Genomic DNA, 15,345 nt, shown 5'->3' on the forward strand with positions numbered 1-15,345 from the left:
GAATCTTTTTCTACGTCGCAATTGAATCGACCAGCATAAAAAGAACGTCGCGCGTTAATCCGTAGCGATCAAACCAGCTGGTCCGGTTTCCCGTCGGACGGTTTTTTGACCGGGCATCTTTTGTGTCCTATTATTCGCGTGGCCGCCCGCTGTGGGTGTCTTTCGCGGCCGTTATGAGAGCACGTTGACCGGCCCGGTTTTACGACGGCTCTTCGCCCTCCCTCCTCCTTCCTAGAGACACCCCATGAGCCGAATCGGTATGTCAACATTCGCACGGGTTCTTCAATCACTTACGCACCGTCCCGGTCCGATGAAGTTGCAGCGCACAATGCAACGCTCATTGCGTCGGTCGGCGGTCGTGCTTTGTCTGTCGGCTGTGACATGCTCACCCGGATTCAACGCCAACGCTCAACAACCATTGGACGTTGATGCATCGACCGCGATTCAAATGCAGGCCAGCCCGATGGCGCTGGCGATCAGTCAGGGAGAGACACTGGAGGAGAATCGGAAATGGAGTGAGGCGATTCGGCACTACGAAAAAGCGACCCGCGAATTTCCTGGCTCGCGTCAGTTGTATCAACGGCTGGTGATCAGTCGCCTGCACTACGATGTCAATCGTCGCTACAGCGACAAAAGTTTTGTCGCCTCGGCGCATGATCTAGATCCGACGCAGGCGCTGGATCTGTATGCCGAGATCCTGTCGAATTTAGAAACGCATTATGTCGATTCGGTCGACTGGTCACGCGTGCTGTTGCATGGAACGGCCGCGCTTGAAATTGCACTGACCGAAGAGAAATTCATTCATGACGCGCTGCCGCAAACCGATCGCGGACGGTTGCATCAGTTTCAACAAACCATTCATCGCCGCATCGCCGATCGGCCGGCCGGCAATCGATTCGACTTGCGTGGCACCGTGGCGTTTGTCGCCCAAGTCGCTCGCGAAGAACTGGGGCTCAGCCCAACCGTGACGGTGCTGGAATACGTCAGTGGTGCCGTGTCGACATTAGACCCGTACACACGTTTGCTGTCGTCCGATCAATTGGACGATATGTTCTCCAACATTGACGGCAACTTTGTCGGCTTGGGTGTGGAATTGGAAACGACCGAGGACGCGTTGAAAATCTTGTCTGTGATCCCCGGTGGTCCCGCCGAGGAAGCGGGGATGAAACCGGGCGAGCGAATCGTTCGCGTCGAACATGCCGAAACGCATTTGTCCAATCCCAACATTGCCGCCGACCTGCTGCGTGGTCCGGAATTGTCGATGGTGTCGTTGACGGTTACGTCCCCGCAAGGCGAGCGACGTGAGTTGTCGGTGCAACGACGGCGAGTCGAAGTGCCATGTGTGGAAAACGTTCACATCGTCGATCCGAACACACGCATCGGTTACATGCGTCTGACCAACTTTCAAAAAACCACGCGACGCGAAGTCGAGGCGGCGTTATGGGAATTGCACCGCCAAGGGATGCGAGGCGTGGTGTTGGACGTTCGTGGCAATCCCGGTGGATTGTTGGACGCTGCGGTCGAAGTCTCCGACCGATTCCTCAGCAACGGGCGAATCCTGACGACTCGCGGGCGCAACGCTCGAGAGAACTTTGACTATGTCGCCAAACGCGCCAGCACCTGGGATGTCCCGCTGGCGGTGTTGATCGACAAAGACAGTGCAAGTGCGAGTGAGATTTTTGCCGGAGCGATCTCGGACAGTGACCGAGGAATCTTGATCGGCCAGCGCAGCTATGGCAAAGGCACCGTGCAAGGGATCTTTCCGATGCGGTCCGCCAAGTTCGGGTTGTGTTTGACCACCGCGAAATTTTATTCGCCCAACGGCACCGCGATCAGTCATCACGGAGTCGATCCGGATTTCCAAGTCGAATCGCCTTACATCGCCGCACGTCCCACCGACGACGGTCACCTGATCACCGATCTGGAAGACCAAGTGTTGCAAGAAGCCGTCACCCAGTTATCGGCCAAAAGCCAATTGATCAGCCGCCGGCCGTAATTCGGTTGTATCGCAACCCGACGCGTGAGTTTTGAAGCCAGCGCTTTTATGGTAACCCGAAGCGTCAGCGAGGGATTTAGGGTTTTAACGGGATCCCTCGCTGACGCTTCGGGTTACCAAAAACCAATGCCCCACGCGAAAGCGTCACTGCAAGACTCACGCATAGGGTTAGCAACGGAAGTCTGTTCTTGGAAGTAATGAATGACGCACCACTATGCCCTGCGGCGAAGCTCAACGGCCAGTCGCATCATGAATCGCACGGATCGATAGGCTTCTTTGAGGGTCAGTTTGCTGTGTCCCAATTCGCGTTCGGTGAACGTGATCGGGACTTCGGCCATCTTGCCGCCGCTACGATTGATTTTCACCAACAGTTCTTCCAAGACGGCATAACCGGTGCACTGCAGCGAATCCAACTCCAACTCTTGCAACGCTTGCGTTCGATAACAGCGCATTGATCCGCTGCAGTCTTTGACCGGCAGGTTCAAAAAACCGGTGGCAAAGCGATTGACCATTTTGCTCATGATGCGACGACGCAGTGGCCAGCCGACGATCTTTCCACCGTCGACATAGCGCGATCCGATCACCACGTCTAACTCTGGATCAGATTCTGCGGTTTGCAAAAGTTTAGGAAGCTGGCGCGGATCATGACTTTGGTCGGCATCCAGATTCAGAAAATAGCGATGCCCATTGGCCACCGCATGTTTCATCGCTCTAACGATCGCCGATCCCAATCCACGTTCATCATGCCGAACGATCAATTGCAGGTTGTCGTCGCCTGCTTGCATCCGCCGCACCAATCCGGCCGTACCGTCGGGAGAATTGTCGTCCACCACCAGCAGGATCGCATCCGGAAACGCCTCGCGCAGCCCATCCACCATGGCACGGATATTCTGTGCCTCCTGGTAGGTACATAGCGCGATCAAGGGCGCCACGGTCAGCGGCGTGGAATCGCTGGAATCGTCCAAAACGAGCGGGGCAGACAATGGGTTCACGCGGGAAGAATCGGGAAGGAGCAATCAGTCGCGGCCTGAATCACCGGCCAGACACAGTGTTTAGTTTCGATGAAGATCGGATCTGATTCTACCACCCATAAAAAAACGCACCGAAATTCTTCGGTGCGTTGGGGAATCGGCCGGGGCCTGATCAGGATTGATTTCGCATCTTTTCCAACATTTCCCGATAATCGATGCTCAACTTTGGCGCGTCGGTCTGGGCCGCCGGATCAACGCGATGCGGCGAGACACCGGCCTCAAGTTCCAGTTCGCGGCGCTGGACATCGATGTCTTCGGTGATCCACAGCAGGTCGCTGTCGTCGCTGCGTGGCGAATCGAAGTCGTCGGTTTCGCTGGCGAACGATTCGGGTTCGTCGTACCACAGCACACTTGGGTATTCGATCTCGTCGTCTTTGCCGTCAGCTTTTGCAGCGGTCGATGCCGCATCGGATTCAATCAAGGTGTCGATCGAAAGTTCCTCGGAGACGTCTTCGGTTGCGTCTGTGTCGCTGATCGAACCCTGCACGCTTTCGGCTGCATAGTGACTGAGACCGATGATTTCCGAGTGCAACATGGATTCGAAATCCAAGTGCGTGGATTCGGCGCGTTGTTGTTTCTTGGCACCGACACCGATCTCCAGGCTTTCTTCGTCGTCGAAATCACCAAACAGTTGCACGGGGTCGGTGGCTGGTTCGGGGGCGAGTTGCAATTCCGTTTGGCACTCCGCTGACTCAACCGTGGCGTTGTCATCACCGACCAGCGCGCCGACTGTCTCACAGTCGAGTTCACTGAACCTTTCGCTGCTCGAATCGTTGTCCATTGCATCGTCGGCGGACAACTCACCGAACTCAATGACAGACGACTGTCGTTTCATCGACGGTTCTTCGGTCATCGGACCGGGCAATTGCTGCAGGCTGGCCCAAGCTTTGTCGACGGTGTGATCGTCGATCAAGTTTTGGTCCAACTCGGCCGCACAATCAATGGCTTCGGTCATCAATTGGTTGATCAAACGGGGCACACCGTAGGTCGCGTGAAAAATCGCTGACACGGCCGAATCGGTGATCGTTTCATCGGCTGATGCGTCACAAGCTGTGATGGCGCCGCGAATGTAGTCGCGTGTCTCGCCGGCACTGAGTGGATGCAGATAGCAGCGCGAGGCGATGCGTTGGACAAACGGTTCCATCGACGGCGCGGTCAAGGTCTCGTCCAGTTTGACGCCGCCGGCGACGACGGCGCTGACCATCGGCTTGTCGCGGAGCATCAAATTGGTGACGCGGCGAATGGATTCCAAGACCTCCGCCGACAACGAAGCGGCTTCGTCGACGATCAAAACCAGACCGTTGGGGTTGGCGTCTTTGCCCGTTAATCGTTCCAGAAGCAACAGCTCCAGATCGTCGTGTCCGCTGGTATCCAAGGCGACGCCCAAGCGGTGCAGTAGAAATCGGTAGAAAGCGGTTTCGCTGTTGATACTGGTCTCGCCGATCAAAACGACGTCATGAGAACCCGCAAATTGTTTTGCCAGCAAGGCACAGGCAAGAGATTTTCCGGTCCCGGGGGGGCCGATGACCAGCGAGATGGCTTCACGGGCGGTCACACTGCGCGCAACACGTGTGACGGTGTCCAAGACCGGACCCAGAGAAACGTAGCGGTTGGTGGAAGGAAACCCGGGAAACGGCGGCAGAGTGAAATCGTGCTCGGAATTTTTCATCGTTCGTTCGTGTCCGATTGGCGTGTGGCAACGGGAAACGCTGGTGCGAGGCGTTTTCCCTACAATCGGAACAATCGGCAGAACTTCACACGGTCCTTCAGTGTGTCTGGTCTGGATCAACCAGAAATCACGGTTTTTTCTAAAGCCACATCGATGCGGCGCTCAGCATTGCCAGCAGGACGAACCCCCCGAAGGTGCCGAGCCGCGCGAGCACGGCGATCGGCTGTTCCTTTAGTGGCGCATTGTCGCGGGTCGGTACACACAGATTCCATTGCTTGTAACCGCAGGCGGCTACCAGGGCGATCAGGAATGCAAAGTGAAATGCCAGCTGCGGCCAGACCGATGGGGTGACTTGCTGGAACACCACCGGCACGCTCTGGTGTGATAGCGCGGCTTGCATCGTCGCTTCAGCGGATTGTTGGACGGTGGCCCAATAATTCGTGTCGCTGGGGCTGGCAGCGGATTCTTCCATCGTCCTTGACTGGTCGAAGCCGACCAACTTCACGTCATCGGCGGTATCGTCGTCGGCGGTTTGCAGATCGTCGCCTGTCCCCGATTCGGACTCGGATTCGATTGGTTTGGATGGCTGATCAAACGACGCCGTGGTGACGCTATCGGACAGGGTGGCAGTGGCCGGCGTGTTTGCCGCGGCCGACGGGGCGTCAACGTCCGGATTATCAGCGCGCGGTTGTTCGCACTGTTGATAGAATTCGGCCAGCTCCTTTTGCCATTTCGCGGTCACATACTGGGGGTCGGATTCGGGGACGTTCCAGCGGTGGACCTTTTGTTGCAATTCGTTCAAGCTAGGGTCGTCCACGGCGATGCTGTAGGTTTGCCAGCCTTTGTCGACGGTGTTGCAGCGGACCACCAATCGCGGCGTGGTCTTGGGCCAAACTGCCAATGCGATCACAAACGTGGCGGCAAAAACAAGTGCCAGGTCGATTAACTTGGATCGATCTTTCATCGCGTTGCGGGCTCCGAGCAGAAAGCGCAGGGGAAAATGGACGCCTAGGACCAGGGATTTCGTGGCATCGGCGTTATCGACATCGCCCAACTGGGGTGGCCAGCGGAATCATGAGAGTTTGTTGGGTTTGTAACGATTGACCGGGGGATGCTGTGTTTCGAGTCAAAATCTGTGGTGTTCGACTGGACCAGGACGTCGCGGCGGTCGCGGCGGCCGGTGCCGATGCGGTCGGGCTGAATTTCTTTCCGCCCAGCGTTCGTTATCTGGATCCACAGTCAAATTCGACCCGCGAACTATCTCAACAGGCCCACACCGCGGGCCTGTTGCGGGTCGGGGTGTTCGTCAATCAGAGTGCCGAGTCGATGTTGACGGTGGCTGATCGAGTTGGGTTGGACGCGATTCAGCTGCATGGTGACGAAAGCATCGAAACGGCGGCGGTTTTGCTCCAACGCGGGCAAACCGTGATCCGCGCCATCAAATTGCCTAAATTGCCATTTGATGTCGAATTGATGGAGCGACGGTCGGCCGACTGGATGCTGTTGGGCTGTCACTTATTGTTAGACGTTGACGCCGGGGCAGCGATGGGCGGCAGTGGTAAAACGCTCGACTGGGCGTCGGTCCGGGCCTGGGCGGCGGCGTATCCGGACGTGTCTTGGACGCTTGCCGGCGGGCTGAAACCGGAGAATGTGGCTGCGGCGATCCGGGCCACCGGCGCCATTTCAGTAGACAGCGCTAGCGGCGTCGAATGTCCCAAAGGAGTCAAAAATGCCGAGCGAATCGCAGGGTTTGTCGCGGCGACTGGACTTTGCCGAATCGACCCTGGACGCTAGACTGTTGCGTTCGATCGAGTCACTTCCTTTCGGCGTGTCGCCGAATCTCGATCCGACCCACTGTGGGACTGGGAAGCTTGCCGCTGGCAAGTGAGGCCGGACGCGCAGCGGGTCTGCAAACGCGTTCGGGGAGCGCGTGCCAGCGGGAGTCCCTGTGGTAGGTTCGTATTCCCCTCAAACGTGGTTGAATCTCATTCACCACAATGCTGGAGTATACCGTGTCGCAAGTCGATACCGACCGATTGCCGTACAAAGTCAAAGACATCTCACTCGCGGAATACGGCCGCAAAGAAATCAATCTGGCTGAGACCGAAATGCCAGGTCTGATGGCACTTCGCAAAAAGTACGGTGCGTCGAAACCGTTGGCCGGAGCCCGCATCGCCGGCTGTCTGCACATGACGATTCAGACCGCGGTCCTGATCGAAACGCTGATCGAGCTCGGTGCCGAAGTGACCTGGAGCAGCTGTAACATTTTCAGCACCCAGGACCACGCCGCCGCTGCGATCGCTGCCGCCGGAATCCCGGTTTACGCCTGGAAGGGCATGAGCGACGAAGAGTTCGATTGGTGCATCGAGCAGACCCTGACGTTCCCGTCGGGCGAAAAATTGAACATGATTCTGGACGACGGTGGTGACCTGACCGCCATGGTTCACGATCGTTTCCCTGAGCTGCTGAACGACATCCACGGCGTCAGCGAAGAAACCACCGCGGGCATCCACCGCTTGGAAGTTCTGAATCGTTCGGGCAAATTGCAAGTGCCGTCGATCAACGTCAACGACAGTGCGACCAAGAGCAAGTTCGACAACCTGTACGGCTGCCGCGAATCGCTGGCCGATGGTGTCAAACGAGCAACCGACGTGATGCTTGCCGGCAAGGTGGCTGTGGTCTGTGGCTATGGCGATGTCGGCAAAGGCTGTGCCCACAGTCTGCAGCGATATGGCTGTCGCGTGTTGGTCACCGAAATCGATCCGATCAACGCTCTGCAAGCTGCGATGGAAGGATTTGAAGTCACGACGATGGAAGAGGCCTGTAAGGAAGGCCGTCTGTTCGTGACCACAACCGGCAACAAGGACATCATCTTGGGCAACCACATGGTTGAAATGCCCGAGGATGCGATCCTTTGCAACATCGGTCACTTCGACACCGAGATCGACGTTGCCTGGTTGGAAAACGAAGTCAAAGCAGGGCGTGCGACCAAAGACGAAATCAAGCCGGCCGAGATCGGTGCGGTGGATCGTTACACGTTCAAAGAATCGGGCCGCAGTGTCATCATCCTGGCCAAAGGCCGTCTGGTGAACCTGGGTTGTGCCACCGGTCACCCCAGTTTTGTCATGAGCACCTCGTTCACCAACCAGGTGTTGGCCCAACTGGAACTTTGGCAAAACCGAGACAACGACACCTACGCGGTCAAGGTTCACATGTTGCCGAAACGGTTGGACGAAGAAGTCGCTCGATTGCACCTGGGAAAATTGGGCGTCAAATTGACCACCCTGACACAGGACCAAGCGGATTATCTAGGCGTGCCGGTCGAAGGGCCGTTCAAGCCAGATCACTATCGCTACTAAGCCGCCCGCTCGGAGGATGCTGTTGTTCGCAGCAACGTTGAACGGACATCGCTGATTCAAGATGCGCAGCCGCCGGAGTCCCACTCCGGCGGCTGTTTTTCGTTGCCGACAGGCCAGGTCGGCTTTGTCGCTCGCAACCTAGGAATACTAGGGTGGCGGTTTGCTGGCTGCGCTCACAAGGCCTCCAGGCCGGAGGCCGACACATGAATTGCCGGTGGCATCAGCCACCGGTCTGGAACCTTGACGAACCCGCCAAGCCCCGGAGGGGGCGACACAGTTGCCCATCTGTGTCGCCCCTCCGGGGCTTGCGATTTCATTGCCACTCTTTCCGGTGGCTGATGCCACCGGCAGAGGTTATGTCGGCCTCCGGCCTATTGCTTGAGATCACCCATGGGCTCACGCCCATGGCGACATGCTGCCGCCGCTTCGCGGCTCAGGACCATGTCGTTCTGAGAGACACCGATCATCACGAGAAGCGTCGGAAAGACAATCGACGTCCCCAGAGACCTGCGACAACGCGGCCGGCCGCTTGCCCGTGTTTCCTCTGTCAAGGGCAGTTTCTTGTGAAACCGATCTTGTTTCACCAACCGTACTTTGCCTAGTTTCCCGCGAAACCAAATCAACGAACATCGACGAAACATTTTTGGGGGAGAAAGGACGTGGGACGGATCCTGTGCGTTGTCAACCAGAAAGGCGGTGTCGGTAAAACGACGACTGCTGTGAATCTGGCTGCATCGCTTGCGATCGCCAACCAATCCTGCCTGTTGATGGACATGGATCCCCAGTGCAACGCAACGACATCGCTTGGCCAATCGCCGACCGCCGGCCATGCCCTGGTCAGTGATCGCAGTGTCAGTGAATCGATCGTGGTGACCAAGCTGCCAAAGCTTGCCTTGCTGCCAGGCAGCCGTAGTTTCCAAGACGTCGACCTGTTAGCCACCTCGGACGACCAGCAAGCCGTTCGCGTTCGCAAACACTTGGACAGTGTGTTCGAGTCCTATGACTTTGTCCTGATCGACTGTCCGCCCAGTGTCGGCGAACTGACACAGACCGCTCTGGCCGCCAGTACCGAAGTGTTGATTCCGATCCAATGCGAATACTTCGCGATGGAAGGACTGACACAGCTAATCAAAACAATCAAAAAGGTGATTGTCGCCACCGATGGCAGACTGACCTTTGGCGGGATCCTACTGACCATGTACGATCCCAGTTTAGAACTGACTCGCGAAGTCGACCAAGAGGTCCGCGAGTTCTTTGGTGACATCGTGTTCGAATCTGTCGTGCCACGGGACGTCTCGCTAAGCGAAGCGCCCAGTCACGGCGAAACGGTTTTTCAATACGCGCCGCGATCCCGCGGAGCGTACGCATATACGCAGTTGTGCATGGAGGTGCTACAGCGTGACTAGTTCATCTGCCGGGACGAAGGATCGTCGATTGGGAAAAGGTCTGGCTGCTCTGTTGGGCAGTTCGATGGATGACGAGATGGCCGAACTGGGTGAGTCGGGCGGTGAACGTCCAGCGAGCGAATCGGCAGCGGCGAAAGCCGGCGTGCAATCGTTGACACTGCCGGTCGACCAAATTGAGAACAATCCGTTTCAGCCACGACGGGAATTCAATCCTGACGAGATCGCATCGCTGGCCGAGAGCCTGAAAAGCCACCAGCAACTGCAACCGATTTTGGTTCGCATTGTCGACGGACGCTATCAGTTGATCAGCGGCGAACGACGTCTGCGAGCGACCATCCACGCGGGGCTGGCCACGATTCGCGCCGAAGTGCGTGAAGCCGACGATCGTTTGGTCGCCGAACTGGCCATCATCGAAAACCTGCAACGCAAGGATCTGAGCCCGATCGAAAAGGCGTTGTCGTTTAAACGCTACATCGAAGAACACAAGTGCAAGCAGGATGATCTGGCGCGTCGATTGAGCATCGACCGCAGTACGATCGCTAACCTGATGCGGTTGCTGGAATTGCCCCAAGGCGTGATCGATCTGTTGCAGGCCGGTGAAATCACCGCCGGACACGCACGGGCACTATTGCCGATCGGTGATGAACAAGTCCAAGTGGTCACGGCCAAAAAAATCATCGCGGAAAAAATTAGCGTTCGCGCGACCGAAACCATGGTCGCCGAAATGCTGAAGACTGAAGAGGACCAAGAGACCGGACGCAAGGTCGTCAACGCGACCCGTCAAAAGCGACGCCAGACATCGCCGCACATCGAATCGATGCAGCAAGAGATGCGGATGGTGTTCGGGACCAAAGTCGAAATCAAAAGCAGCGCACGCGGGCGTGGCAAGATCACGCTGCACTTTAGCGATGCAGAGGAATTCGAGCGTTTGCGAGCGATGCTGACGCAAGAAAGTCGACCCAAATTGCGGGTTGCCGGCTAAGCTTTCGCCGGACTTTTCCGCCGGGACAGGCGTCTGGCCTGTCCCACATCTTCGCCGCAGAGCTCTTCTCTGCCCGCCAACCGCCGCTTAATCCTTTGATTGAGCGACCTCGCCCTAGGGATTCTGTGCCCTATAATGCGATGGGCGTTGTTCTTGGTGTTTTTGGAGTTCGCGATGGTGAACCTGCGTGCTTGGCTGTCGTGTTGGATCGTTTTGCTGGCGGCTGCATCAGCGGCCTGGGCGGCGGACACAAAAAACGGATACGTCCTGGACGTGCCGGTGCCGTTGTCCGGACCGGCGGCAACCGATCTGTTGGGCCAGTTGGAACGGTTGGTGAAATCGGCGCCGCAGGGCGATCGTTTAGACGTGGTGCTGCGCTACAGCCCCGATTCCACCGGCGGTCAATCCACTGCGTTCGAAGATGCGCTGAAAGTCGCCCGGGGAATGACCGGCGATCAATTGCGCTCGCTGCGGATCGTGTCGCTCGTGCAAGGCAGAGTCGATGGACATTCGGTCCTGCCGATCCTAGCCTCCGATGCGGTCTTGGTTGCCCCCGCCGGTCAGTTGGCTGACGCATCCGTCGGCGAGACTTCCGGTGATGAAGCGGTGGAATTGTTGTATCAAAACATCGCTGCAAGACGCGGGTTGTTTCCACCGCCTTTGGTCAAAGCCTTGATCGATCCCGGCACCGAATTGGCCTGGGTCAGCAAGGTCGGCGGTGGCAAGACATTTGCCGCCGGGGATTCCCTCGTGAAACTGCGGGAAACTGGGCAAGTTCTGGCCGAAGAAGTTTGGAGTGGACCGGGGGTTCCGGCAGTGCTGAGCGCCGAACAACTGCGATCGGCACGCATTGCGGCAGGGATCGTCGACTCGTTGGAGGATGCCGCCCAGGTGTTGGATTTGGCAAAACTGTCTCCGGTGGAATCCAGCGGGATCAGTGGCGAAGCAAAAGGTGTGTTGTTGGAGGTCGCAGGATCGGTCTCTCGCAGTCGCGTTCGGCGTTGGCAAAGCAACTTGAACGGATCATTGACTGACGATTCGATCAACACTTGGCTGGTCACGATTGATTCGATCGGCGGCGACATTGACCAGAGCGCCAGCCTGAGCAGTTTGTTTTCGGCACCCGAACCGCCGCTGCGGACCGTCGCCGGTTATGTCAGCCATGAAGCACGCGGCGATAGCGCGCTGCTGGCGATGGCCTGTAAACCGTTGTATCTAAACCCCAGTTCAATTCTTGGCGGTGTGGGGGCCGACGAAATCTCGCTGCAGGACTTGGACAACCATCGGGAGTTGATTGATGCGATTGCCAATGCCACCAAGCGTCCCAGCGGATTGATTCGCGGATTGCTCTGTAGCGAACTGGAAGTGTACCACTACACCAACAAAAAAACCGGGCAGATTCGCTACGCCACGGCGGAGGATTTGGTGGCCGGCGTCGACGACCCGCAATTGGAAATTGACCGCTGGGAAAAAGGCGAACGGATTGAGTTGGCTGAGGGTCTAAACGCAGTCAAGGCGGTTGAGCTGGGGTTGGCCGACGGGCAGAGTGATTCACTGGGCGAAGTGGCATTGAGTGTGGGTTTGGATTCGGTTCCCCAACCGGTGTCCGATCGAGGGCTGGTGCGTTTTGTGGAGCGGTTGGGGCAGAGCAAAGGTCTGATGATGATCTTGTTGATGGTTGGGTTCGTAGGCCTGTCGGCTGAGATGAATGCTCCCGGTATGGGGGTGCCCGGTTTTCTGGCGATGGTTTGTTTTGGGCTGTTCTTTTGGATGAACTATTTGGCGGGAACTGCGGAGTGGTTGGAATTGGTGTTGCTGGTGCTGGGGCTGGGGTGCATCGCCATGGAAGTGTTGGTGATTCCCGGATTTGGCGTGTTTGGGATTGGCGGTCTGTTGATGACGATCGCTTCGATTGTGTTGATGAGCCAGACGTTTGTGCTGCCACACAATTCCTATCAATTGGCTGTGATCACACGCGGATTGTGGGCTGCCCTCGGCAGTTTGCTGGGTTTGTTTGGCGGGATTGTCTTGATGCGACAATTGTTTCCTCATGTGCCCTTGTTTCGTCATCTGGTAATGGAAGCACCGGATCTGGCTGCGATTGATCAAGCTGAAAAATTGGCGGACTACAGTGGGCTGATGAATCAAACCGGGCGCACCACGACCGCGCTGCGACCGAGCGGCAAAGCCCGGTTCGGTGACCAGATTGTCCAGGTCGTGAGTGATGGTTCGATGATCGAGAAAGATGCCGAGGTGACGGTGGTCGAAATCCACGGGACCAAGATCGTTGTCGAAGGGGGCATCCAATCGCCCTAGCTGGCCCCTGTCAGGCCACTTTTCCTGTAGGTGGCCTCTGCGAGACCGCTTTCCCCGCGCTCAATAGAACCCGGCGACAGAGGTTGGTTTTGTTTCACGTTGTTGATCATGATTTCTAGATGCCGCTGACTTATTCGATCGCTCTGCTGTTGCTGTATGTGATCCTGCTGGTGGGTGAATTTTTCATTCCCAGTGCAGGAACCGTCGGCGTTGCTGCGGCGATCAGCGCGTTGGCATCGATTGCCATCGCGTTCACTCACAGTCTGACGGCGGGAATCGTGATCACGCTGTTCGTGGTGATCATAACACCGCTGATTTTGTACTTGATGATCCAGCACTGGCCGTCAACCGCGATCGGCCGCAGGATTCTGAATCGTCAGCCCGGCCAGCTGGACGAACCGACCGAGAGCCGACTTCGCAGCGGCGCAAAACGGAAGGAATTGCTGGGGCGTGTCGGAATCGCCCAGACCCATTTGATGCCGAGTGGTTTGGTCGTCATCGATGGCATGCGTCTGGACGCGGTGTCCGAAGGGTCGGTGATCGACGCGGGGACTCAGGTCGTCGTGATCAGTCTAGTCGCCGGCAAAATTCACGTCCGCGCTGCTGGCGAAAGTGACATCATGCCGGAACAATTCCAGATTCAACGCCAAGTCGAATCGATCGAATCCAGTTTGGAAACAATGGATTTGGACGGTTTGGAAGAATGAGACGAGTGTTCGGTCAAATGCGTGGCAGAACCCGCAGAATCCCGTGATGCCCCGGGCGCTGTCGCGGTCGGTATTCCGATCGGTTACATTTTGTTTATCCAAAGACTTACTTGGGAAAGCGATTTTCGCTCGCCCCTGGTTGAACTAGTTTCGCACCGACAGGATGAAACCCAATGAATTTCGGGTCGTTGTTTTTTTCGCTCCCGGCAACTTCAAGGCTCGGTCTGTTAGCAGCCGACGCAAGTGATTTGACAGTGCCGGCGCTGATCGGCGCGTTGATCTTGATTGGCATCATGCTGGTCGTGTTCTTTGTCTTTGCCAGCTACTTTGGCATTTGGGTTCAATCCTGGTTGACCGGCGCAGGAGTCGGTATCGGAGACTTGATCGGAATGACGTTCCGCAAGGTCAATGCGCGCTCGATCGTGCGCAGCAAGATCATGGCGGTCCAGGCCGGATTGGACGACCCAGCCATGACCAGTGAAGCGCTCGAAGCTCACTACTTAGCCGGCGGTAACGTGCAACAAGTCGTGCGAGCGGTGATCGCTGCCAAGAAGGCCAAGACCATCTCGTTGACTTTCCGCGAAGCTGCCGCCATCGATTTGGCCGGTCGGGATGTGTTGGAGTCGGTGAAGACGAGCGTCTATCCCAAAGTCATTGATTGCCCGCCGCGAGGATCTGTGAAACCATCGTTGGATGCGGTGGCAAAAGATGGAATTCAATTAAAGGTACGAGCTCGAGTCACCGTTCGTGCGAACTTGCAACAATTGATCGGCGGTGCGACCGAGGAAACGATCATCGCCCGAGTCGGCGAAGGCATTGTCAGTGCGATCGGCAGCGCCAAAGACCACGCGGCGGTGTTGGAGAATCCTGATGTGATCAGTAAAGCTGTGTTGGCAAAACGTTTGGATTCGCAAACCGCATTCGAAATTGTTTCGATCGACATCGCGGATATCGACGTCGGAGCGAACATCGGTGCCCGACTGATGGCCGACCAGGCCGAAGCCGACACGCAAGTGTTTCGTGCTCGCGCCGAAGGTAAACGGGCTGCCGCGGTAGCCGAAGAAAAAGAAATGGAGGCCAAGATCGAAGAGAGTCGCGCCGAATTGGTGATGGCACAAGCTGCGGTGCCGGAAGCGATGAGCGAGGCGTTCCGATCCGGCAAACTGCACATCTTGGATTATTACAAACTACAGAACGTTAGCGCCGACACGGAGATGCGAAAGTCGATCGCGTCGACGGGGCAGAAACGAACTTTCGACGAACGAAACGGTTAATTCAATGGCAGGCGATCTGGAAGAATTTCTTCGCCGCGCTGCCGAGCGGCGGGCACAAAAACAACAGCAGCAAACGGGTGCAAAACCGGCCGCCCAACCCCCGCGGCCCAAACCCCCTCGTCCCAAACCGGAATACACCGACTCGCGCCGCGAACGACAGGTTCGCAAACCGGTCGAGGAAGCGATTCCCGTGGCCGAGATCGTCCAGCCGGTCAACCCGTTGGCCGAACAGCAACGACGGTTGGCAGAATCCCAAAAGAAAGCCGCCGCGGCCAAAGCTCGGGTTGCCAAACAGCAATTGGACATTCATGAGCCGGGAGAACAGAATCGCGGTGTGATTTCGATCGCCGGTGGTTCCCCCGCCGAACAGTTGCTGGATTTGATGCAACGCCCGAGCGGATTGCAACAAGCATTTCTATTGCGCGAGATTCTCGAACGCCCCGATTTTGATTGGTAGGCATTCGGCGATTGAATCGCCGAAGCGGCTTGAAGACGCGGCTTCGCCCGGGGCATTGGTTTTTGGTAATCCGACGCGTCAGCGAGGGATCCCGTCAATCGGCTAAATCCCTCGCTGACGCGTCGGGTTGCGCTAAACTGCCGTTTCA

Annotated in this window: 12 protein-coding genes; 9 read left to right on the forward strand and 3 right to left on the reverse strand. The window is 57.0% G+C overall.

Annotation, left to right across the window (positions count from 1 at the left end; translation table 11 throughout):
* The first annotated feature begins 328 nt into the window (after positions 1-328).
* Positions 329-1,996: a S41 family peptidase gene (locus NHH03_RS14780; protein WP_253157372.1), complete on the forward strand. Its 1,668-nt coding sequence runs from the start codon at positions 329-331 to the stop codon at positions 1,994-1,996.
* A gap of 212 nt (positions 1,997-2,208) precedes the next feature.
* Here NHH03_RS14780 and NHH03_RS14785 read toward each other — a convergent pair whose 3' ends face one another.
* The 3 genes from NHH03_RS14785 to NHH03_RS14795 all read right to left on the reverse strand — a co-directional run bounded on the left by NHH03_RS14785 (position 2,209) and on the right by NHH03_RS14795 (position 5,660).
* Positions 2,209-2,988, reverse strand: a complete 780-nt coding sequence (locus NHH03_RS14785; protein ID WP_253157374.1) for a polyprenol monophosphomannose synthase — start codon at positions 2,986-2,988, stop codon at positions 2,209-2,211.
* A 151-nt stretch (positions 2,989-3,139) separates the two neighbouring features.
* Positions 3,140-4,696 (reverse strand): ExeA family protein, encoded by a 1,557-nt coding sequence (locus NHH03_RS14790; protein WP_253157376.1) that lies wholly within the window; start codon positions 4,694-4,696, stop codon positions 3,140-3,142.
* A gap of 139 nt (positions 4,697-4,835) precedes the next feature.
* Positions 4,836-5,660: a hypothetical protein gene (locus NHH03_RS14795; RefSeq protein WP_253157378.1), complete on the reverse strand. Its 825-nt coding sequence runs from the start codon at positions 5,658-5,660 to the stop codon at positions 4,836-4,838.
* A 152-nt stretch (positions 5,661-5,812) separates the two neighbouring features.
* Here NHH03_RS14795 and NHH03_RS14800 point away from each other — a divergent pair, with 152 nt between their 5' ends.
* The 8 genes from NHH03_RS14800 (at position 5,813) to NHH03_RS14835 (ending at position 15,197) form a co-directional block, all read left to right on the forward strand.
* On the forward strand, positions 5,813-6,490 hold the full coding sequence (locus NHH03_RS14800; protein ID WP_253157380.1) for a phosphoribosylanthranilate isomerase: 678 nt from the start codon (positions 5,813-5,815) through the stop codon (positions 6,488-6,490).
* A gap of 218 nt (positions 6,491-6,708) precedes the next feature.
* On the forward strand, positions 6,709-8,055 hold the full coding sequence (gene ahcY, locus NHH03_RS14805) for an adenosylhomocysteinase (RefSeq protein WP_315861457.1): 1,347 nt from the start codon (positions 6,709-6,711) through the stop codon (positions 8,053-8,055).
* Between the two features lie 659 nt (positions 8,056-8,714).
* Positions 8,715-9,461 (forward strand): ParA family protein, encoded by a 747-nt coding sequence (locus NHH03_RS14810; protein WP_253157384.1) that lies wholly within the window; start codon positions 8,715-8,717, stop codon positions 9,459-9,461.
* A 64-nt stretch (positions 9,462-9,525) separates the two neighbouring features.
* A complete protein-coding gene (locus tag NHH03_RS14815) occupies positions 9,526-10,443 on the forward strand; it encodes a ParB/RepB/Spo0J family partition protein (RefSeq protein WP_253157423.1) in 918 nt (305 codons plus the stop codon).
* Positions 10,444-10,578: 135 nt separating this feature from the next.
* A complete protein-coding gene (locus tag NHH03_RS14820; protein ID WP_253157386.1) occupies positions 10,579-12,759 on the forward strand; it encodes an NfeD family protein in 2,181 nt (726 codons plus the stop codon).
* Positions 12,760-12,878: 119 nt separating this feature from the next.
* A complete protein-coding gene (locus tag NHH03_RS14825; protein WP_253157388.1) occupies positions 12,879-13,466 on the forward strand; it encodes an NfeD family protein in 588 nt (195 codons plus the stop codon).
* 224 nt (positions 13,467-13,690) lie between these two features.
* A complete protein-coding gene (gene floA / locus NHH03_RS14830; RefSeq protein ID WP_253157424.1) occupies positions 13,691-14,740 on the forward strand; it encodes a flotillin-like protein FloA in 1,050 nt (349 codons plus the stop codon).
* Between the two features lie 4 nt (positions 14,741-14,744).
* A complete protein-coding gene (locus NHH03_RS14835; protein ID WP_253157390.1) occupies positions 14,745-15,197 on the forward strand; it encodes a hypothetical protein in 453 nt (150 codons plus the stop codon).
* Positions 15,198-15,345: the final 148 nt, after the last annotated feature.

The organism is Stieleria tagensis (genome assembly GCF_024129865.1).
In the GTDB taxonomy this organism is placed as follows: Bacteria; Planctomycetota; Planctomycetia; order Pirellulales; family Pirellulaceae; genus Stieleria; species Stieleria tagensis.